Annotated in this window: 21 protein-coding genes; 7 read left to right on the top strand and 14 right to left on the bottom strand. The window is 70.3% G+C overall.

Going from position 1 to position 20,076, the window contains the following annotated elements:
* Nucleotides 1-43 precede the first annotated feature (43 nt).
* Nucleotides 44-166 (top strand): hypothetical protein, encoded by a 123-nt coding sequence (locus PJ985_RS18330; RefSeq protein WP_333909873.1) that lies wholly within the window; start codon nucleotides 44-46, stop codon nucleotides 164-166.
* Between the two features lie 96 nt (nucleotides 167-262).
* On the opposite strand, the gene rodA is transcribed toward PJ985_RS18330, so the two are convergent.
* The 7 genes from rodA to clpS form a co-directional block, all read right to left on the bottom strand.
* The gene (rodA, locus tag PJ985_RS18325; protein ID WP_443033520.1) at nucleotides 263-1,471 is read right to left on the bottom strand and encodes a rod shape-determining protein RodA; all 1,209 of its coding nucleotides are present in this window, start codon (nucleotides 1,469-1,471) and stop codon (nucleotides 263-265) included.
* A 162-nt stretch (nucleotides 1,472-1,633) separates the two neighbouring features.
* On the bottom strand, nucleotides 1,634-2,584 hold the full coding sequence (locus tag PJ985_RS18320) for a PLP-dependent cysteine synthase family protein (RefSeq protein WP_271684899.1): 951 nt from the start codon (nucleotides 2,582-2,584) through the stop codon (nucleotides 1,634-1,636).
* Complete coding sequence (locus PJ985_RS18315) at nucleotides 2,584-2,889, bottom strand: MoaD/ThiS family protein (RefSeq protein WP_271684898.1); 306 nt, start codon at nucleotides 2,887-2,889, stop codon at nucleotides 2,584-2,586. Before PJ985_RS18315 ends, PJ985_RS18320 begins: the two co-directional genes overlap by 1 nt.
* Nucleotides 2,890-3,154: 265 nt before the next feature.
* Nucleotides 3,155-3,586 (bottom strand): M67 family metallopeptidase, encoded by a 432-nt coding sequence (locus tag PJ985_RS18310; RefSeq protein ID WP_271684897.1) that lies wholly within the window; start codon nucleotides 3,584-3,586, stop codon nucleotides 3,155-3,157.
* Nucleotides 3,587-3,745: 159 nt separating this feature from the next.
* Nucleotides 3,746-5,341 (bottom strand): alanine/glycine:cation symporter family protein, encoded by a 1,596-nt coding sequence (locus PJ985_RS18305; protein ID WP_271684896.1) that lies wholly within the window; start codon nucleotides 5,339-5,341, stop codon nucleotides 3,746-3,748.
* Nucleotides 5,342-5,857: 516 nt separating this feature from the next.
* Nucleotides 5,858-6,454, bottom strand: a complete 597-nt coding sequence (locus tag PJ985_RS18300) for a DUF2017 domain-containing protein (RefSeq protein ID WP_271684895.1) — start codon at nucleotides 6,452-6,454, stop codon at nucleotides 5,858-5,860.
* Entirely contained in the window at nucleotides 6,454-6,747 is a 294-nt protein-coding gene (gene clpS / locus PJ985_RS18295) for an ATP-dependent Clp protease adapter ClpS (protein WP_271684994.1), read from the bottom strand. Before clpS ends, PJ985_RS18300 begins: the two co-directional genes overlap by 1 nt.
* A gap of 157 nt (nucleotides 6,748-6,904) precedes the next feature.
* On the opposite strand from clpS, the gene PJ985_RS18290 reads away from it, so the two are divergent.
* Both PJ985_RS18290 and PJ985_RS18285 read left to right on the top strand, forming a co-directional pair.
* Complete coding sequence (locus PJ985_RS18290; RefSeq protein WP_271684894.1) at nucleotides 6,905-8,239, top strand: nicotinate phosphoribosyltransferase; 1,335 nt, start codon at nucleotides 6,905-6,907, stop codon at nucleotides 8,237-8,239.
* Nucleotides 8,240-8,354: 115 nt separating this feature from the next.
* The gene (locus PJ985_RS18285; protein ID WP_271684893.1) at nucleotides 8,355-8,948 is read left to right on the top strand and encodes an isochorismatase family protein; all 594 of its coding nucleotides are present in this window, start codon (nucleotides 8,355-8,357) and stop codon (nucleotides 8,946-8,948) included.
* Nucleotides 8,949-9,011: 63 nt separating this feature from the next.
* On the opposite strand, the gene PJ985_RS18280 is transcribed toward PJ985_RS18285, so the two are convergent.
* A complete protein-coding gene (locus PJ985_RS18280) occupies nucleotides 9,012-9,323 on the bottom strand; it encodes a hypothetical protein (RefSeq protein WP_271684892.1) in 312 nt (103 codons plus the stop codon).
* A 197-nt stretch (nucleotides 9,324-9,520) separates the two neighbouring features.
* The gene (locus tag PJ985_RS18275) at nucleotides 9,521-11,893 is read right to left on the bottom strand and encodes an immune inhibitor A domain-containing protein (RefSeq protein ID WP_443033519.1); all 2,373 of its coding nucleotides are present in this window, start codon (nucleotides 11,891-11,893) and stop codon (nucleotides 9,521-9,523) included.
* Nucleotides 11,894-12,169: 276 nt separating this feature from the next.
* Between PJ985_RS18275 and PJ985_RS18270 the strand changes: the two genes are divergently transcribed.
* Nucleotides 12,170-12,466: a hypothetical protein gene (locus PJ985_RS18270; RefSeq protein WP_271684890.1), complete on the top strand. Its 297-nt coding sequence runs from the start codon at nucleotides 12,170-12,172 to the stop codon at nucleotides 12,464-12,466.
* Nucleotides 12,467-12,506: 40 nt separating this feature from the next.
* Here PJ985_RS18270 and PJ985_RS18265 read toward each other — a convergent pair whose 3' ends face one another.
* The gene (locus PJ985_RS18265) at nucleotides 12,507-13,145 is read right to left on the bottom strand and encodes an RDD family protein (protein WP_271684889.1); all 639 of its coding nucleotides are present in this window, start codon (nucleotides 13,143-13,145) and stop codon (nucleotides 12,507-12,509) included.
* A 114-nt stretch (nucleotides 13,146-13,259) separates the two neighbouring features.
* Nucleotides 13,260-14,834 carry an RDD family protein gene (locus tag PJ985_RS18260; RefSeq protein WP_271684888.1) on the bottom strand — a complete coding sequence of 525 codons (1,575 nt, stop codon included), beginning with the start codon at nucleotides 14,832-14,834 and terminating at the stop codon, nucleotides 13,260-13,262.
* A 413-nt stretch (nucleotides 14,835-15,247) separates the two neighbouring features.
* On the opposite strand from PJ985_RS18260, the gene PJ985_RS18255 reads away from it, so the two are divergent.
* A complete protein-coding gene (locus tag PJ985_RS18255) occupies nucleotides 15,248-15,721 on the top strand; it encodes an SsgA family sporulation/cell division regulator (RefSeq protein ID WP_271684887.1) in 474 nt (157 codons plus the stop codon).
* A 55-nt stretch (nucleotides 15,722-15,776) separates the two neighbouring features.
* Nucleotides 15,777-16,409 carry an AMIN-like domain-containing (lipo)protein gene (locus PJ985_RS18250; RefSeq protein ID WP_271684886.1) on the top strand — a complete coding sequence of 211 codons (633 nt, stop codon included), beginning with the start codon at nucleotides 15,777-15,779 and terminating at the stop codon, nucleotides 16,407-16,409.
* 35 nt (nucleotides 16,410-16,444) lie between these two features.
* Here the strand turns inward: PJ985_RS18250 and PJ985_RS18245 are convergent, their stop codons facing one another.
* Nucleotides 16,445-16,921, bottom strand: a complete 477-nt coding sequence (locus PJ985_RS18245; protein WP_271684993.1) for an Lrp/AsnC family transcriptional regulator — start codon at nucleotides 16,919-16,921, stop codon at nucleotides 16,445-16,447.
* A gap of 134 nt (nucleotides 16,922-17,055) precedes the next feature.
* Here PJ985_RS18245 and hppD point away from each other — a divergent pair, with 134 nt between their 5' ends.
* Nucleotides 17,056-18,210 carry a 4-hydroxyphenylpyruvate dioxygenase gene (gene hppD / locus PJ985_RS18240; RefSeq protein ID WP_271684885.1) on the top strand — a complete coding sequence of 385 codons (1,155 nt, stop codon included), beginning with the start codon at nucleotides 17,056-17,058 and terminating at the stop codon, nucleotides 18,208-18,210.
* 92 nt (nucleotides 18,211-18,302) lie between these two features.
* Here hppD and PJ985_RS18235 read toward each other — a convergent pair whose 3' ends face one another.
* Nucleotides 18,303-19,103: a S16 family serine protease gene (locus PJ985_RS18235; RefSeq protein ID WP_271684884.1), complete on the bottom strand. Its 801-nt coding sequence runs from the start codon at nucleotides 19,101-19,103 to the stop codon at nucleotides 18,303-18,305.
* A gap of 48 nt (nucleotides 19,104-19,151) precedes the next feature.
* Complete coding sequence (locus PJ985_RS18230; protein ID WP_271684883.1) at nucleotides 19,152-19,796, bottom strand: IclR family transcriptional regulator; 645 nt, start codon at nucleotides 19,794-19,796, stop codon at nucleotides 19,152-19,154.
* Between the last annotated feature and the right edge of the window lie 280 nt (nucleotides 19,797-20,076).

Here is a 20,076-nt window from a genome sequence, read left to right as displayed (position 1 = left end):
AATCACCAGGGCGGGATACTGTCGGTGAGGACGGAGGTGACCGGTGGACGGATGGTGGTGGGCCGCCCTGGGCGGCGTCGCCCTGCTGGGTGCCGTCGCGGCGCTGGTGGACGGCGCCGGCCGGATCCGGCGTCCGCGCGGCCCCCGTCGGCCCCCTCGGGACTGAGCCGGCCCCCGGCGCATGCCCGGTGCCGACGGCCCCCGGGCAGCCGCCCTCCGCGCGGCACCGGCCCGGCCCGGCGACCCGGCGCCCGGCCGGCGCTCAGCACCGGCGACGCGCACGCAGCCGGATCGCCTGGAGCAGACCGACCGCGATCCACACCGCGAACATCGACGAGCCGCCGTAGGACACGAACGGAAGCGGCAGCCCGGTCACCGGCATGATGCCGAGCGCCATTCCGATGTTCTCGAAGGCCTGGAAGGCGATCCAGGTGGCGAGGCCGGCGGCGACCACGGCGCCGAACAGATCGGCCGCCTCCCGGGCGATGCGCAGGGCGCGCCACAGCACCACACCGAGAAGCAGGATGATCCCTCCGGCGCCGAAGAAGCCGAGCTCCTCCCCCGCGACCGTGAAGATGAAGTCGGTGTGCTGCTCGGGCACGAACTGCCCGGCCGTCTGGCTGCCGTGAAAGAGCCCCGAGCCGCTCAGCCCGCCCGACCCGATGGCGATCCGGGCCTGGTTGGTGTTGTAGCCGACTCCCGCCGGGTCCAGCGCAGGATTCGCGAAGGCGGCGAAGCGGTTGATCTGGTACTGGTCCAGCAGCCCGAGCTGCCAGACCGCGAGCGCACCGAGCAGGCCGGCCGAGAGCAGCCCGATGATCCACCCGCGGGCGGCCCCCGCGGCCATCAGTACTCCCAGGGTGATGACCACCACGACCATCGTCTGCCCGAGGTCGGGCGTGAGGACGATCAGGGTGGCGGGCACCGCGGCGAGGGCGAGGCATTCCAGGACCGTGCGGGCGTCGGGTGAGCCCCGGTCGTCGGCGTCCGCCCGGGCGGCGACCAGCGCGGCCATGACCAGGATGACGGCGACCTTCATCAGCTCGGACGGCTGGAAGGCGAACCCGGCACCGACCTCGATCCACCGCTGGGAGCCGTTGACCGTCGAGCCGAGTGGCGTCAGCACCATGGCGGTGAGCACCAGGGCCCCCACGTACAGCACGGGTGCCACGTCCCGCACCCGTCCGCTGCCCAACCGCATCACTCCGGTCGCGAGCCCGAGGGCGAGCGCGAAGTAGAGCAGGTGGCGCACCAGGAAGAAGTACTCGTCACCCTGGTGCAGGTCGTTGCGGCCACGGGTCGCGGAGTACACCAGCAGCGTGCCCAGCAAGGTCAGGGCGAAGGCCGACCCGAGCAGTACCCAGTCGAGCTGCCGGACACGGGAGTTCCGGTCGGTGATCCGGGTCCAGGCCGTCGGCTGGAGACCGGCCCGTTCGTCGGCGTACTCACCGGAGTAGCTGCGCACACCCACCGGAACTCCTGGCTCGATTCCACACACATCGGACAGGAGTGACTTTACGCGCCGAGTCGGCCACAGGGGGTCAGACCGCGGTCAGCGGGTCGCCCGCCGGTCGGCACCCGGGCGGGCGCCGACCGGGGGCGGCTCAGCCGAGGCCCGGCCGGCCCTTCACCCTCAGGCCCAGAGCTGGCCCTGGAGCAGTTCCACCGCGGCCTCGGTGGACTCCGCCGTGTAGACGCCGGTGGACAGGTACTTCCAGCCACCGTCGGCGACCACGAAGACGATGTCGGCGGACTCCCCGGCGCGGACGGCCTTGTTCCCGATCCCGATCGCCGCGTGCAGCACCGCACCGGTGGAGATACCGGCGAAGATGCCCTCCTCGGCGAGGAGTTCCCGGGTGCGGCGCACCGCGTCCGCCGAGCCCACCGAGAAGCGGGTGGTGAGGACCTTCTCGTCGTAGAGCTCGGGAACGAAACCGTCGTCGAGATTGCGCAGCCCGTAGACCAGATCGTCGTAGCGCGGCTCCGCGGCGACGATCCGGATGTCGGGCCGATGCTCCCGCAGGTAGCGCCCGACCCCCATCAGCGTGCCGGTGGTGCCCAGGCCGGCGACGAAGTGGGTGACCGTGGGGAGGTCGGCCAGGATCTCCGGGCCGGTGGTGGCGTAGTGCGCTCCCGCGTTGTCCGGGTTGCCGTACTGGTAGAGCATCACCCAGTCCGGGTGCTCCGCCGCGAGCTCCTTCGCGACCCGCACCGCGGTGTTCGACCCGCCCGCCGCCGGGGAGGGGATGATCTCCGCGCCCCACATGGTGAGCAGTTCACGGCGCTCCCGGGAGGTGTTCTCCGGCATGACGCAGACGATGCGGTATCCCTTGAGCCTCGCGGCCATGGCCAGGGAGATCCCGGTGTTCCCCGACGTGGGCTCAAGGATCGTGCAGCCCGGGGTCAGCCGGCCCGACTTCTCGGCCTGCTCGACCATGTACAGGGCGGGGCGGTCCTTCACCGAGCCGGTGGGGTTGCGGTCCTCCAGCTTGGCCCAGATCCGGACGTCCTCCGACGGCGAGAGCCGCGGCAGGCGCACCAGGGGGGTGTTGCCCACCGCGGCCAGCGGGGAGTCGAACCGCATCAGCGCTGTTCCGAGCGGCCGGGCAGCACGCCGGAGCCGCCGGCCACGGCCGGGAGGATGGTGACGCTGTCGCCGTCGCTCAGCTTGGTGGAGATGCCCTCGAGGAACCGGACGTCCTCGTCGTTGAGGTACACGTTGACGAAGCGCCGCAGCTCGCCGTCGTCGACCAGCCGCTGCCGGATGCCCGGGTGGTGGCTTTCCAGGTCGGTGAAGAGCTCGGCGAGGGTGTCCCCGCTGCCTTCCACGGCTTTCCGGCCGCCGGTGTAGGTGCGGAGGATGGTCGGGATGCGGACCTCGATGGCCATGGGTGTACTCCAGTCGGGAGAAGGCGGGTGCGAGCGTGCTCGGGACTGCGGGCGGAGCGGGCGTGCGGAGGCGCGCCGGTCAGGCGGGCGCGACGGCGCGGCACCGACAGCCGGGGCCGGTGAGGCGGCACAGGTCGACGTGCAGGCGCGCCACGAGCAGCAGGCTCGGGGGCTCAGTCATCACGTCGTGGGTAACCATGGGCTCATCGTAACGATTCCCGGGCCCGGATTTGGAGGCCCGTTTCAGGATGCGGACGCGGCTGTCTCAGCTCTCGTACGCCGCGACCACCCGGACCTCCTCCTCGGTGATGTCGCCGTCCACGATCCGGAAGGACCGGAAGGAGACGGGACCCTCCCCGGCACCGCTGTCGGCGGTGGAGACCAGCACGTAGTGCGCGAGGGGCTCACTCGCCAGGGAGACGTCCGTACGCGAGGGATAGGCCTCGGTGGCGGTGTGCGAGTGGTAGATCACCACCGGCTCCTCGTCACGATCGTCCATCTCCCGGTAGAGCCTGAGCAGATCGCCGGAGTCGAACTCGTAGAACGTGGGTGAGCGGGCCGCGTTGAGCATGGGGATGAACCGCTCGGGCCGGTCACTGCCCTCGGGTCCCGCGATGACTCCGCACGCTTCGTCCGGGTGGTCCTGCCGGGCGTGGGCGACGATCCGGTCGTGCAGCTCCTGGGTGATGGTCAGCATGCGCACCAGCCTAGTGCCGGGCATGCGGAGAGCCCGCGCCGTACCCCCGAGCGGTACGGTGCGGGCCCTCCACGCGGCCGGGGCCGCGGCGGGCAGCTGAGTGCTGCGCGCCGCGGCCCCGGCGGGTGGTGCGGAGTCAGCCGGGCTGGATGCCGGGCGTCACTTGGTGGCGTCGACCTTGTCGCCGGGCTCGCCGCCGTCACCGGCAGCGGCCTCGGAGGCGTCGATCTCCTCGTCGGTCTCTCCGGCGTCGCGCCGCCGGACGTACTCGAGGACCTTGTTCAGCTCCTGCTTGATGATCGGCATCAGGAAGTAGATGCCGATGATGTTGAACAGGGCGGCCATGAAGAGGAAGGCGTCGGTCATGTCCACGATCTGGTCGAGGCCCATGATGGCGCCGACGACGATCATGCCGCAGAACAGCGTCTTGTAGATGAGCTCGTTCGTCTTGCTGTGCCCGAAGAGGTACTGCCAGGACTTCAGTCCGTAGTAGCTCCAGGTGATCAGCGTCGAGAAGGCGAACAGGATGACCGCGACGGCGAGCAGTCCGGTGAACCACGGGAGCGCGGTCTGGAAGGCGTCCGCGGTGAGCTCGATGCCCATCCGGGTGCCGCCGACGTCGCCCTCGGCCTCGCCGGAGGCGATCGCACGGGCCTGCTGGTACATGGGGCCGCCGGCCACGATGATGGTCAGCGCCGTCATGGTGCAGACGACCACGGTGTCGAAGAAGGGCTCGAGCATCGCGACCAGACCCTCGGTCGCGGGGCGCTTGGTCTTCACCGCGGAGTGCGCGATCGGCGCGGAACCGATGCCCGCCTCGTTGGAGAACGCCGCTCGCTGGAAGCCCACGATGAGCGCGCCGAGCACACCGCCGGCGACGCCGGACGGGTTGAACGCCTCGCTGAAGATCAGCGAGATGGCGCTGGGCACATCGGTGATGTTCCACAGGATGACGATCAGACACGCGAGGACGTACATGACGCCCATGGCGGGCACCAGACGGCTGGTGACCCGGCCGATGTACTTGATGCCGCCGATCAGCACGAGGAACACCACGACGGCGAAGAACAGGCCGTACAGCAGGGCGCCGAGGTTGCTCGCGAAGAAGCTGTCCTCGCCACCGGTCTCCGAGGCCAGCATGGTCACGGACTGGTTGGACTGGAAGACGTTGCCGCCGAAGAAGGCGAACACCAGGATCATGACGGGCGAGAGCGCGGCGAGGATCTTGCCCAGACCCGCCTTGCCCACCTCCGCCAGACCCTTGCTGAGGTAGTACATCGGGCCGCCGGAGACCGTGCCGTCGGCGCTGATCTCGCGGTACTTCACGCCCAGTGTGCACTCGGCGAACTTGGTGGCCATGCCCAGGAGGCCGCAGACGACCATCCAGAACACCGCACCGGGTCCACCGATGGAGATCGCGATGGCGACACCGGCGATGTTGCCGAGGCCGACGGTGCCCGAGAGTGCGGAGGTCAGCGCCTGGAAGTGCGTGACCTCGCCCGGGGCGTTCTTCTGGTCGTACTTGCCGCGCACGATCCGGAAGGCCGTCTTCAGGTGCCTGACCTGGGCAAGCCCGAAGTAGGCCGAGAAGATGACGCCGGCCACGACCAGCCACAGCACGATGGGCATGATGCTGGCGCCGCCGACTTCAAAGCTGAAGAAGACGACCTCCTGAATCGCCGTCGACACAGGCTCGACGATCTCATTGACCTGGTTCGAGAACCGGTCTGCCCAGTTCGTAGATTCTTCTTCCATGGGTTCCCTCAGCCGGTGATGCGGGGACGAATAGTTCTGCGGCACGATGCCGGGGTCCAGCGTGGTGACGTGTTTCCGACGAACCGTCGAAGCCTGGGTGAGCTCCGAGAACATTCGGATTGCCAGTTTTTATCACGCAGAGCAATAGAAGCATGTGACGTACCACACACGTTCGGATAACGGTCGTATCACCACGCCGCTATTTCGGGTCAAACCAGACAGGTGCTCCGCACATCTATCGAAATTCGTCCGCATAGCGGGCACGCACCCTCACCGTGCGTCGCCAATTTCGGCATTTCTCCTCGCCCCGAATGAACAGGCGTCTCGCCGATAACACTCCTGACGACGCCACCCGGGAACGCGTCACCCCGCCGGGACAGCAGCGCAATTACTGTGACTCCTGTCCGGCTCGCTTTCTCTTCCGCTGCCGGACACACCCGAGGGCACAATGCGCAAGCGCGCCTCACCGGGCACCCGGAGTTCCCACGGCGGCGGCGCGGCCCCTGCCGCGAGACGTTACGGCTGCAGGGTTTCCAGCAGGGACTCCTGAAGGCCGCCCAGCCACAGGTAGGCCATCATCATCGGCTTGTCGGGGTGCCCGTCCGGCATGGCGAAGAGCTCGTCATGGCTGTCATCCGTGAGCTCGAGCCGGGTACCGATGGCCAGCCGCAGGTCGTTGAGGGCACCGAGCCACTGCTCGGACGCCTCCGGCGACAGCGTGAGCACCGCGGCGCCGCCGCTGCCCTCCGCCGGGAGGCGGTCCAGGGCCCCGATCATGGCCAGACAGCCCTCCCGCTTACGTGCCCGCAGGTCGGTCTCGGTGAAGCGGCGGAACTCCGCGGACAGTGCCCGGCGCTCCTCGTCCTCCCCCTCCCCGGGGCCGGTGTAGCCGTCGGGGAAGAGCCGGGCCAGCACCGCGTCAGCGGGTGGCTCACTGGGCCCTTCGGCGAACATCGCGGCGAGCGGATCGTGGTCGGCCCCCTCGTCCTCGCCGGGGCCGACCAGCTCCAGCAACTGCACGGCCAGGCTCCGCAGAATGGAGACCTCCACCTGGTCCAGGGCGAGAGCGGCCCCGCCCTCGCCGCCGCCGACGGGCTCGAAATACCCCGGCATCAGCGGTCCTGCTGCAGGGTCGCCCACAGGCCGTACCCGTGCATCGCCTGCACGTCCCGCTCCATCTCTTCCCTGCTGCCGCTCGAGACCGTCGCCCGGCCCTTGTGGTGGACATCCATCATGAGCTTCTTGGCCTTGTCCTTCGGATACCCGAAATAGGTCTGGAACACATAGGTCACGTAACTCATCAGGTTCACCGGGTCGTTGTGAACGACAGTGACCCACGGGACGTCCGGCGTGGGGACCTCCGCCGGCGCTTCGGCGGACTCGGTGCGCTCGATCTCCAGGGGCATGGCATTCACACCCCCATGCTGCCACCGTCCCCGGCCTCACGACCAAACGGCCTCGGCCAAGCGGAGGCGCGGCGACCCCGGAACGGCCGCGGTGCTGCACGCGCACCACCCCACCCCAATATCGTCACTTTGACGAAATAGGGGTAGGGTGGTGGTCATGGAGCAAGCAGACGGGCTGCCCTTGCCGGTGCCCTCGACCGCGCTGTTCACCGATCACTACGAGCTGACGATGCTGCAGGCCGCGCTGCGCGCCGGCACCGCCCACCGCCGGTCCGTGTTCGAGGTCTTCACCCGGCGCCTGCCGGAGGGCCGCCGGTACGGCGTCGTGGCCGGCACCGGCCGGGTACTGGACGCCGTGGAGAACTACCGTTTCACCCCGCCGATGCTGGACCACCTCCGGGAACAGCAGGTCGTGGACGAGCCCACCCTGGACTGGCTCGCCGGCCACCGTTTCAGCGGCGACATCTCCGGCTATCCGGAGGGCGAGGTCTACTTCCCCGGCTCTCCGGTACTGCGGGTGGAAGGCAGTTTCGCCGAGTGCGTCCTGCTGGAGACCGTCATCCTCTCCGTTCTGAACCACGACTCCGCGGTAGCCGCCGCCGCCTCCCGGATGGCGGCCGCCGCGGCCGGTCGGCCCCTGGTGGAGATGGGGGCGCGCCGCACCCACGAGCTGGCGGCCGTCGCGGCCTCACGAGCCGCTTACGTCGGAGGGTTCGACGCGACCTCGAACCTCGCGGCCGGATTCCGGTACGGGATCCCCACCGTCGGCACCAGCGCACACGCCTTCACCCTGCTGCACGACAGCGAGCGGGACGCGTTCTCCGCGCAGGTGGACTCCCTCGGCACCGGCACCACCCTGCTGGTCGACACCTACGACGTCACGGAGGCGGTACGCCTCGCGGTGGAGGTGGCCGGGCCCGGGCTCGGCTCGGTACGGATCGACTCCGGCGACCTGCTGCTCGTCGCCCACCGGGTCCGGCAGCAGCTGGACGAGCTGGGTGCGCGGGACACCAGGATCGTGGTCACCAGCGACCTCGACGAGTACGCGATCGCCTCGCTGGCCGCCGCCCCGGTGGACTCCTACGGGGTCGGCACCCAGCTCGTCACCGGCAGCGGCCACCCGACCTGCTCCATGGTCTACAAGCTGGTGGCCCGGGCCTCCGGGGACGCCCCGGACGCGCCCCTGCACCCGGTGGCGAAAAAATCCCTGGGCGGCAAGCTCTCGGTCGGCGGTGTCAAGTGGGCCGCCCGGCGGCGGGACGCGAACGGTGAGGCGGAGGCCGAGGTCGTGGGGACCGGCCCGGTCCCTCCGGAGCTGGCGGAGCACCGGCTGGGCGTCGAGCTGATCCGGAGGGGCCGCACGGTCGGCCGGGAACCCCTGGCTGCCGCCCGTGACCGGCACCGCCGGGCCCGGGAAGGCCTGCCGCTGTCGGCCGCCCAGCTGTCCCGGGGGGAGCCGGTCCTGCCGACGGAGCGGAGAGGGTCCCCATGAGGCCGCGCCCGGCCGTACCGCTGCTCCCCGACGAAGGGGTCCGGCCGTCTAGGCTCGAGAACAGCTGCCCGGCCTCCGGGATCACCGACCGCTGCCGCAGAAAGGTGTGCCGTCCATGCACCGCGCTCTGATCGTCGTCGATGTCCAGAACGATTTCTGTGAGGGCGGCAGTCTTGCGGTGGCCGGTGGCGCGGACGTCGCCGCCGCCGTCACCGACCTGATCGCCGCCGGCACCCCGGGCTACCGGTACGTGGTGGCCACCCGTGATCACCACATCGCTCCGGGGGATCACTTCTCCGCCGACCCGGACTTCGTGCACTCCTGGCCGCCGCACTGCGTGGCGGGGACCGAGGGCGTCGGCTTCCACCCGCACTTCGCCCCCGCGGTCGCCTCGGGCGGGATCCACGCCTGCTTCGACAAGGGTGCCCACTCCGCCGCCTACAGCGGATTCGAGGGTGCCGACGAGGCCGGCACCCCGCTGGCCGACTGGCTCCGCTCCCGGGAGGTGAGCGAGGTGGACGTGGTGGGGATCGCCACCGATCACTGCGTGCGGGCCACCGCGCTGGACTCGGCCCGGGAGGGGTTCGCCACGCGGGTACTGCTGGACCTGACCGCCGGGGTCTCCGCCGCCACCGTGGACAGCGCGCTGCGGGAGCTCCGGACCGCCGGTGTGGAGCTGACCGGGGAGCCGGTCGTCGCGGGGCCGTGAACGCCGCGGAGTGCCGGAGCAGGAGCCTGCGAGGGCCCCGCGGACCGGGATGCCTCCCGCGGGTCAGCCCGCCGACGGTGCGCGCAGCAGCGCGGTCATCGGGTGCCAGCTCTCCGTGTCGTCGTCCGGGCTGGAACGCCAGACCACGCCCTCGGGGTGGTGCAGCACCGCGGTGACCTCGTCCGGAGTGGGCGGAGCCGCGTTGCCGCGCAGATAGACCGAGCGCATGCCCAGATTGCGCAGCCGGGTCAGCGCGCGGGCCCTGTTCCGGGCGTGCACCAGCACGCGTACCCGGCCGGCGCTGTGCGGCCGGGGCAGCGCCAGCGCGACGACGACGCTGCCGTCGGGCATGCTGATGAAGCCTCCACCGGTCATGAGACACCTTTCCCCGTGTGATCGTTCGGTCGCGCCTGGTCAACACTCCGGGGCCATACTGACGCGAACGGCCGCCGCCCGCCAGGGGCGACGACCGAACACGCGCTGACCTGCAGGTTTCCACTCCGCGGACAAATGCCGGATACCGGTGAAAACTTAGCGGGGAGTCACCGATCGGTCACCTTGCGCCACCGATCTCACCGGAGCGAGGCCGGGGAGACCAGCACCGTCATGGGTGCCCCGGAGCGGGGCTCCGACAGGACGGAGATCCTGGTGTTCGTGTCGGGTACCCGCACACTCCCGCCCGGGTTCTCCTCGTACCAGTAGGTGCCCCGCCGGTCATCGAAGACCGGCTTGCCCCGCTGTGCCGGCAGAGTGGCCGGCTCGCCGTTCAGGTGCAGGGTGACCTCCTGTGTCGCATACCGGCTGAAGGTCGCGTCCCGGGTCTGGAGCCGGTTCCGCATCATCGTGCCGTCCGCCCAGTGCACGGGCTCCGCGTGCGCGTCGACCGGCAGGATCAGCCCTTCACCGGGGTGCTGACCGGTGTTGTTGTCACTGTGGGAGGTGTCCCAGAGCCAGACCAGCATGCCGGTCTCGTACCCGAAGTGCTCGACCCAGGAGGGCCGTTCATGGAGGAAGCCGAAGTTGTACGGGCCGTTCTCCAGCGTGCGGTCGTACCCGGCGTACTGACGGTTCTCCACCAGGTAGAACTGCGGGTACGTGTCGGTGACGGCTGCTCCCACGATGCTGAAGCCATCGGCGATCCAGTCACCGGGACCGTCCTCGGCGCCGTCCTCGAAGAGCACCGCGCCGTCGGCGGTGATGACGATGTCGTCGGCGGTGAAGCCGAGTTCGGCGACCGCCGTGTCGGTGTGGTAGCGGAACCGCAGGTCGATCGTCTCTCCGGCGTAGTCGTCCAGCGGGTACGACAGGGCGGCGTGACCGTCCGAGGTGCCGTGCAGGGCCGGGCGGCCGGCGCCGTCCTGCGGGATCTCCGCGCCGTCCGCGGTGCCGTTCAGCACCGTCCAGCCGCTCCCGCCGTCCGTGGAAACCTCGACGTAGAGGTAGTCGTAGTCCTCCTCGATCTCCCACCAACCGGTGAGCTCCAGCACCGCGGAGTCCCGGTAGCCCAGATCGACGGTGCGGGAGAGCGTGTGGCTCAGGCTGTTGCCGGAACCGCTCCACCACTGGCTCTCGCCCCCGGCGGGCTCGACGATCTCCTGGGTGACGGTCTTCTCGGGAAGTTCGACAATCAGCGCCTGGTGACCGTGCCGCTTACCCTTCCGCTCTGCCGGATACTGCAGTCCGGACGCGCCGAGGCGGTGCACCGACGTCCTGGCTGCCTCGGCGGTGTCGTGGTCCAGCCAGCCGAGCTGAAGCTTCTCCCACGGCCCCATCTCGTTGGGGAGCGCGCCGATGGTGCCGTCCCCCATACCGAGCCAGGAACCGGCGGACATGGCGGACCAGAAGCCCGTGCCGTTCTCGCCTCCTGCGGTGTCGTACAGGTCCGGGAGGCCGAGGTCGTGGGCGAACTCGTGCGCGAAGACGCCGACTCCGCCGTTCTCCGGCTGGATGGTGTAGTCCCCCACCCAGAAGCCGGTGTCGCCGATCTCGGCACCGCCCGCCAGGTTGTACTCGGGTCCGGTCTCACCCATCAGGTCGGAGAAGGCGTACCAGCGGTGGGCCCAGATGGCGTCGTCCCCCTGCGCGCCGCCTCCGGCCGACGCGTCCTCCCCGGCGTGCACGATCTGGAAGTGGTCGAGGTAGCCGTCGGGCTCGTTGAAGTCGCCGTCACCGTCGTAGTCGTAGCGGTCCTTGATGTCGTACTCGGCGAGGACCGCCTGGACGTCCTCCCGGGACATCCCGCGGGCGAGCTGGTCCTCGTACCAGGCGTTCACCCCGTCGGCCACCACATGCCAGACGGAACGGCACACCGCGGAACCGCAGTCGGTGTTGCCGTACCGCGCCTCGTTGTAGTCCACCTTCACCCAGTCGGTGACGTGGCCCTCGATCGAATACCGGCCCGAGGACTGATCCTCGAAGTACTGCTTGACGGACTCCCGGTCCGGATCGTCGCCGAAGTACAGGTCGTCGAAGTGCGCCCGGTCGAAGTCCTCCTGCCAGATCGTGGTGTTGTCCTGGGAGCGGTCCGGTTCCTCGATCTCATTGGCACGCGGTCCCGGGTCGCCACCGTGCTCGGGATGAATCCCGTCACCGAACTCGACGAGGATCGTGAAGATCCGGTCGGTGCCGGTGGTGGCCACCTCCACGAACTCACCCTCGGCCAGCTCCACCACTTCGGAGCCGTTCCGGGAACGCGGCTGTGCCTGCCCCATCAGGAGCTTGGCCTGCGCCTCCTGCTTCCGTGCCTCCCGCTTCTCACCCAGCGGGTTGTCCAAGTGCTCGAGCACCTCGACCGACGCCCGATCGGCCTGTGGGCCGTCCTCCACGTCGACGGACGGCTGTGCCTGAGCCGCTCCGGCGGGCAGCAGAACCGCTGCTCCGATGGCGGATACGGCTGTACCGAGTGCGAGTAATAACGACCTTGTGGATCTGTTTCCTCGGTTCACGGGTGGCGTTCCTCCCCTGCCTGACGCTGTGTGGGCAACGGGAGGGAATGTGGCACGACGGGAGGCAAAAGAACAGACCTTGCTTCCCGACCGGCAGACAACTACGTTGCCCGGGCAGTCAGTAGAGGCATGACTCCGTGCGCCCCCTGTGCATCCGCGGCGCCGGTGAGGACATGCTTACCCCCGGACCCCTGCGGGCATCGAGGCCCGTAGAGCCGCTCGCGGGCCGCTTCCCCGCCGGACGGCTGACAAGCACCCTCCCCCAGGACGGAAACCATGCCGCATCCGACCCCCGTACAGATCGCCTATGGTTCGGCCGCCGTCATCTCCTCGACATTTCTGCTGCTGCTGATCTCCCCGACCGGGTCACTGCTCACGGTCTCGCTCATCGCGACGTCCGCGCTCATCCTCGGCGTGGTGGTCGCGGTGGCGGTCCAGTCGCGAAGGGACAACCGTCGCGAGACTGCCGGGGCACGGCAGCAGATCCCCGCGCAGCGCAGGATGGCCCCCACCGCCGTGAGCAGCGCCGCTCCGGGTGCCCGGACCGCCGAGAGGCCGGGGGTCCGGGTCTGACCCCCGGCCCTCCGCCGGTCCGGTGAACGGGGGAGACGCGTCAGGGTGAGGAGACCACGACGGTCTTCGCCACCTTGTCGTGGAGACACTGCCGGTACGGCTTGTCCCAGGTGCAGAACAGCACGTTCAGCAGCCAGAAGAGAAAGCCGAGGCACGGCACCAGCTGGGGCAGCGAATACGTCGCCGCCCTGGCCCAGGCCGGGTTGCCCGTCGGCACCGCGCCGTCCGCCAGCATCGCGACCCGGACCTTCATCAGCATCTTGCCGAGGGTCTGGCCGCGGGCGCTGAGCATCAGCCCTTCGTATACGAAGTACACCAGCAGTGTCAGCGCCTGGGGCGCATACGTTCCGGCGTCGGCGGCGTCGAACGGACCCACCACCGTGGCCGTGATCAGCGACACCGGAATCGCCACGATCAGGGCGTCGACGATCCTGGCGATCAGCCGCCGGCCGCGGGACGCGAGCGGCGGCATTCCCGCCAGCGGGTCCCCGGCTCCCCCCGGCCCGCCGTACGGATTGACGCCGTATCCGTAGCCGGGCGGCTGCTGCCCGCCCCCGTAGGGCGGGCCGGGGCCGCCCTGCCATCCGCCCGGCGGCTGCCCCGGCCCGCCTCCGGCGTGGGGCCGGCCGCCGTACCCCGGATCACCGCCTGCTCCGGGCGGCTGCTGCTCATCGCTCATGCCCTGAGTGGACCGCGGCACGCCACCGTCCGCACCCGGCCGGAAGCGTTCGGGCTACCCGCAGGGCCGTCCGGGTGAGCCCGCACCCCGTCCTCGCCCTCCACAAGCGCCCCGCTACGGATTCTCAGCGCCGGGGGCACCGGAGGACCGGCCGCCGACGAAGGTCCCCGCGGCCTTGTCGTGCCAGCACTGCCGCCAGGGACGGTCACGCACGCACCACAGGACATTGAGCAGCCCGACAGCCAGCACTCCCAGCACGCCGAACACCAGCCAGCGGCTGAGCGCCGCCCCGAGAGGCGGAGGCTCCTGGCTCTCCACCCGGAGCACCCGCAGGCCGAGGAGGGCCTTCCCCGCCGAGCGGCCCCACAGCGCTGTCGGCAGAGCCTCGTAGAGCAGCCCCAGCACCAGGAACGTGCCGATGACGAGGGCGAGGTGGACGCCCGTCGTGCTGTCGATGAGCCAGATCTCCTGGGTCACCCCCGCCTGCTCGACGGCCTCGATGCGGGCCCGGATGTGCTCCCTGGCCCGGTCGGCGAGCAGCCAGGCCACCGCCCCGGCCCCGGCAACGGGTAGCAGGCTGTCCACCAGCCGGGCCAGCAGCCGCCTGCCCAGCCCGGCCGGGTACGTCTGCTCGGGGCTGCCGAACGGTGACGACTCCCAGGGTGCGGGAGCTGACGGCGGCACCGCACCGTGCGGTGCCGCCGGGGCGGGCCGGGGCGAGGCCGGCCCGGCGGTCCGCGGCGACCACTGCTCCGGCCGGTACCGCTCCGGCGCGGGCGGACACCCCTGGGGCTGAGGCGAGGGCCGGTGGGCCGCCTGCCGGTACGGCTGCGGGGTCTCGGGCCGGTACGGCTGCGCCGGGTACGGGACCTCCGGCTGCCACCGTGCGCCCGGCTGCTCCTGCCCGGACGGGTTCGGCTCCGCGACCGGGGCGGGCTCCGGGGCAGACGGTGCGGGGGCCGGGTCCTGCCGGACCGTGGGCGCCCGGTGCGCCAGTTCGTGCACCTGCCTGGTCCACGACGCCTCACCGGACGGCTCCACCCGGCGGATGCCCATGGTCTGCTCGCGCGGCTCGGGCCGGAGGTCCGCCGCCCGCCGGGCCTGCGGAACTCCTGGCGCTTCCAGCACCTGGTCGGACATGTGCGGGTCGGACACCCTCGCATCCGGCGCCCCCGGAACGGCCGGGGCGTTCCAGGGGCCGGGCACCGGTGCGGCCCCCGCGACGGGCAGCGCCGGGTGCGGCGGGGCGCTGCCGGGCGGGCGCACGAAACTGCCGCGCGGGTCCTGCGGTGCGGTGACCCCGCCGGGTCCGCCGGCCTTCTCCGGGGGAAAGGGGCGCGCGTCCTCCGCCGGCTCCCGGGGGGACCTGCGGTCAAGATCTCCTCGGCGCCGCAGCTCCGGCAGGGCGGTGGGCAGGTCGGCGGAGACCCCCGGCCCGGGGGGCAGCGGATCCTCGTCGAAGAACATCGGACCGGTCTCCTCGCGGGAGGGGACCTGGGGCGGTGGCACCGCGACAACGGCCCCCGGGGGCGGGGCCGGTACCGGCTCCCCGCTCCGCGGCTCGGGCCGGCTGCTCCCCGGCATCCAGGAAGAGCCGTTCCAGTAACGGATGTAACCAGGAATGGACGGGTCCTGGTACCAGTTGGGCTCCGGACTGCCGCCGGCGGCTCCTGCGGGTGGGGAACTCATGAGCGGATCCGCATCTCCTCGTCTTGCCATCACTGTGCGTGTCCGAACCATCGCCGGACCAAGCATCGTACGCGTCCCTCCCGGCCTCCGGCATCTCTCCTTCGGTCGCGACACCCCGAGGGACAAGCACGGACCGGACCCTGACGCGTCGAACTGCCCGGCCGCGTGAAATTGGGCGCGTTTCCGCACACAAAGACCCTTTTGACAGGGAAACGCACCTCGGGTGTTGTGGAGATCTCGCAATCCGCGGCCCTCCGCTTGCATCTCCTCGGGCCAGGCGGATACCCGGGGCAGGACGGACCTCCGTGACCGGACGGCGCGAAAAAAGTTTCGCGTTCTCGCGTAATGAGTTCCGGTCCCTGGCCTCTCTCCCAGCGCAGGCCGAAGGGAACGCACACGAAAGGGCACCAAATATGGACACAATTGTCGAAAGTGAGCTTGAGTTGCGGCTGGTGCTGTCCTCGGAGCGCAGCATCCCGGTGCCCGCGCGGCTGACCTACCGGTCGGACGACCCCTTTGCCATGCAGGTCACCTTCCACGTCGGTTCCGAGTCTCCGGTCCGCTGGTCCTTCGCCAGGGACCTCATGGTGGGGGGCACCTTCCGTCCGTCCGGTCAGGGGGACGTGCGGATCTGGCCGACCTGTACGGACGACCGAAACCTCATCTGCATGGCGCTGAGCTCACCGGACGGTGACGCGCTGCTGCAGGCCCCGGCCGAGGCGGTGTCCGCCTGGCTCGAACGTACGCTTCGGGCCGTACCCCCCGGCTCGGAGATGGACTTGGTCGGCCTGGAGAGTGAGCTGTGTGCTCTCCTGACCACCCCGCCGGAGGAGCTGCACCTGCAGGACCGCTCCCCGGCCGACGAGGCCGGTGAAGCCGGCAGCTGAGCCGGTACCCTTCCGGACTGCGTCCCCCAGCAACGATCACCGAGATGAGGGCCACGTGATCAACAGATTCGCCGGAACCGCCGCGCTGCTCGCCCTGTTCCTGGCAGTCACGGCGTGCTCCGGCTCCGGTGACGGCCCGGGTACCGCCGCCGGCTCCGGGCAGAGTGCCGAGCCGGAGCAGGACGGAACGGGCACCGCGGAACAGGAGCCGGACGACCCGGAGGAGGACGGCGACGGCGACGCGAACAGGGAGAGTGCGGACGTGCTGCGGGAGATCACCGCCCTGGACGGCACCTGGCTGACCGATGCCCGGTTCGGCACGCACGAGGACAAGATCCGGCTGGTGGTGGACATCGTGGGCGAGATGCCCGAGTACAAGGCGGAGGATGTCGACGAGATCACCACGCACGGTGATTTTCCTCCTGACGTGCCGGGGGAGGCGTTCGTCCAGTTGTGGGTGTGGCCGGCCGCCGCCTACCACTGGGACGAGGAGCACCGGAGGACGACCGTCTACCAGGGTCCAGGCCCGGGCGTGGAGACCGAAGGACTGCCCGAAGGGGTCACCGGATTCGTCTTCCAGGAGTTCGAGGGCTCCAGCACGCTGGGCGTCGCCCTGGACCGAGCTGTGGACTGGGAGCTGTCCGAACTCTCCGGGCCCAACCGCATCGTGCTCGACCTCCACCGCTGATCCCCGGAGCCCTTTCGCGGCTGCGCCCTTCGGGCTCAGCCCTCGGAGAGCCCCGCTGCCTGCCGTACCAAGGGGATGATGCGCAGCGGAACGGGGTTCTCCATCACGATGGCCGTGGAGGCCCGGACGATCCCCTCGTAACCCACCACCCGGTCGATCACCCGCTGCAGGTCGGCGTTGGACCGGGCCACCAGCCGGCAGAGCATGTCCCCCTCCCCCGTGATGGTGTGCAGTTCCAGCACCTCGGGTACCTCCTGGAGGTGACCGCGCACCTCGGAGCCCTTCCCCTGCCTGATCTCCAGAGTGGCGAAGGCGGTGACCGGATAGCCGATGGCGGCCGCGTCCACCTCCGGTCCGAAGCCGCGGATCACGCCGCTGCCGCGCAGCCGGTCCAGACGGGCCTGGGCCGTGCCGCGGGCGATCCCGAGCCGCCGGGACACCTCCAGCACGCCGATCCGCGGCTCTCCGGCCAGCAGTTCCAGAAGCCGGCCGTCCAATTCGTCGATGCCCATGGCGTACCCTTCCCGGCCGACCGCACTGGTCACCATGCACAGATCGTCTCACTCTGTTCAAGACCTGCTGTACATAGTGCCCACTTTGCAGGCGAACTCTTGCGCACAATGTCGATCACGCGCACCCTGGCGGCATGACTGAGACCACGGAAGCCACGGAGACCCCGGCGGCCCACCGGCACAGAACCGACTCGTTCCCGGTGAAGGGGATGGACGCGGTCGTCCTCGCCGTCGGGAACGCGAAGCAGGCAGCGCACTACTACTCCACAGCGTTCGGCATGAAGCTGGTGGCCTACTCGGGTCCGGAGAACGGCAGCCGGGAGACCGCGTCCTACGTTCTGGAGTCGGGCGCCGCCCGGTTCGTCCTCACCTCGGTCATCAGGCCGGCCAGTGAGCACGGCCGGTTCCTGGCCCGCCATGTCGCCGAGCACGGTGACGGGGTGATCGACCTGGCGATCGAGGTTCCGGACGCACGCGCCGCCTACGCGGAGGCGGTCAAGCAGGGCGCGAAGGGCCTGGAGGAGCCGCACGAGGTCTCCGACGAGGAGGGCACCGTCGTCCTGGCGGCCATCGCCACCTACGGGGAGACCCGGCACACCCTGGTCGAACGTTCCGGCTACCGGGGCGTCTACCTGCCCGGTTACCGGGCCGCCCAGCCGGTCGTCGAGCCGCCGGAGAAGCGCACGTTCCAGGCCATCGACCACTGCGTGGGCAACGTCCATCTCGGTCACATGAACGAGTGGGTGGAGTTCTACAACAAGGTCATGGGCTTCACCAACATGAAGGAGTTCGTCGGCGACGACATCGCCACGGAGTACTCCGCGCTGATGTCGAAGGTGGTGGCCGACGGCACGCGCAAGGTGAAGTTCCCGATCAACGAGCCGGCGATCGCCCGGAAGAAGTCCCAGATCGACGAGTACCTCGAGTTCTACGGCGGGCCCGGTGTGCAGCACATCGCGCTGGCGACCAACGACATCATCCACACCGTGCGGACCATGCGGGCCGCGGGCGTGCAGTTCCTTGACGTACCGGACTCCTACTACGACGCGCTCGGTGAGTGGGTCGGCGAGACCCGGGTGCCGGTCGACACCCTGCGCGAGCTGAAGATCCTCGCGGACCGGGACGAGGACGGCTACCTGCTGCAGATCTTCACCAAGCCGGTACAGGACCGCCCCACCGTCTTCTTCGAGATGATCGAACGGCACGGCTCGATGGGGTTCGGCAAGGGGAACTTCAAAGCACTGTTCCAGGCAATCGAGCGTGAACAGGCCAAGCGGGGGAATCTGTAACAGCACCACCCCCCGAGCCGCCCCCGCGACCTGCACTCGCGGGGGCGGTCCGCCGGGCAGTACGGGCGGACCGGGGCCGTGGCAGCAGGATGTCAGCAGGAGGGGACGGGCTCGCCGGCCTCCAGCGCCGCGAGGCTGTCGATGGCGTCCTCCAGCGTGCCCACCGGAATCAGCCGGAGACCGTCCGGCAGGTCGTTCCGCGCCTCGCCGCACTCCTGCCGGGGCACGAGGAACACCGAGGCCCCGTCCCGGTCCGCCGCCTGGGTCTTCAGCGGCACCCCGCCCACCGCACCCACGCTGCCGTCGGGCGCGATGGTGCCCGTGCCGGCGACGGACCGTCCACCGGTGAGGTCGCCGCCTTCGCCGTCGCCGTCCAGCAGTTCGACGATGCCCAGCGAGAACAGCAGGCCGGCACTGGGGCCGCCGACGTTCGCGAGCTCCAGGTCCACCTGCACGTCGGTCTCGTCCAGTCCCAGGTGCAGCAGCGCCGCCTGTACCGCGGTGTGCTGCGACTCGGTCATCTGCGCGACGTTGTACTCCCGGATCTCCTCGAGCGAGTCACCCACCGGATAGACGGCGTCGCGTGGCAGCACGGCCCGCTCCGACGAGAAATAGCCGCGCACCACCTGCGGCAGCCGCACCCGGGCGTCGGGAGCGGTCGCGTAGATCGTGGTCATCCGCAGCTCACCACCGGGCTGCCGCACCTCGGCGCCCTCGATGGTGATGACCGGGCCGCCGTCACTCTCTCCCAGGACGTCCGTCGTCGCTCCGGGGTGGACGACGGAGAAGGGCAGCGGCGCCAGCGCGGCCACCACGAGCAGGGCCGTGACCGCGACGGCGCACAGGGCGAGCAGAAGGACACGACGGCGCGGGGCCGGGCGATCGGCGGGCATGCCAGCGAATCTAGCCCACCGCCGTCCGCGGGCCGGCACGGCCTCCGCTCAGCGCAGGACGTCCGCGACCTCCTGGGCCGCCCGCAGCACGCGGGGGCCGATGTCCGGGGGCACCGTCTCATTGAGCATGACCACTCCGACGCTGCCCTCGATACCGCAGTCGCGCGGCAGTGGCGCCGCGGCGCCGCTCGCGCCGGCCTCCAGCTCCCCGTGGGTCAGCACGTAGCCGTCCTCGTCGTTGATGTCCTTGCACCGGCCGGTCAGGATGGCGCGTCCCGCGGCACCCCGGTCCAGCGCGTGCCGGAACCCGGTCCGGTAGGCGACGTGATAATCGGTCCAGCTCGGTTCGACGACGGCCACGGCCAGGGCGTCGTTGCCGTCCACCACCGTGAGGTGGGCGGTGGCTCCGACGTCCTCGGCCAGTGAGCGCAAGGCGGGCAGCGCGGCCTCGCGCACCAGCGGATGCACCTGCCGTCCCAGGCCCAGCACCCCCATCCCGACCCGTGCCCGGCCCCCCGCGTCCCGCCGGACCAGCGCGTGCTGCTCCAGGGTGGCCAGCAGCCGGTAGACGACGGTGCGGTTCACCCCGAGTTGCTTGGACAACTCGGTCACGGTGAGCCCGTGATCGGTCTCGGCCAGTAGTTTGAGGACACGCAGTCCCCGGTCGAGCGTCTGAGAGGTCTCCGCGGTCACGACGCCCCCTTATCGGTGAAGCCGACGGTGCTCGCGAGCGAGATGTGCAGATCGGACCGGCCGAGAGCACACGCGGGAAACCGCCGGTAGCGGTGGCACAACACAGCCGGCTGCGCTTCCGGGGCGGCGCTGCTCCGGCTTGCGCGTGACCGGAAACCTATACATCGGCACCGCTGAGCGGAAGAGCATGTCCAGAATCCGAGCAGAGGTGCATGTCATTTGTGCGGAAAGCACCAAAAAGTTCTCTGCGCATTTCCGCCCCGCGCTCTGCAGCAGACTG

Source organism: Streptomyces sp. ACA25 (genome assembly GCF_028200735.1).
Lineage (GTDB): Bacteria > Actinomycetota > Actinomycetes > Streptomycetales > Streptomycetaceae > Streptomyces.
Note: the sequence above shows the minus strand (reverse complement) of the source record. Positions and strands in the feature narration are given on the sequence as shown.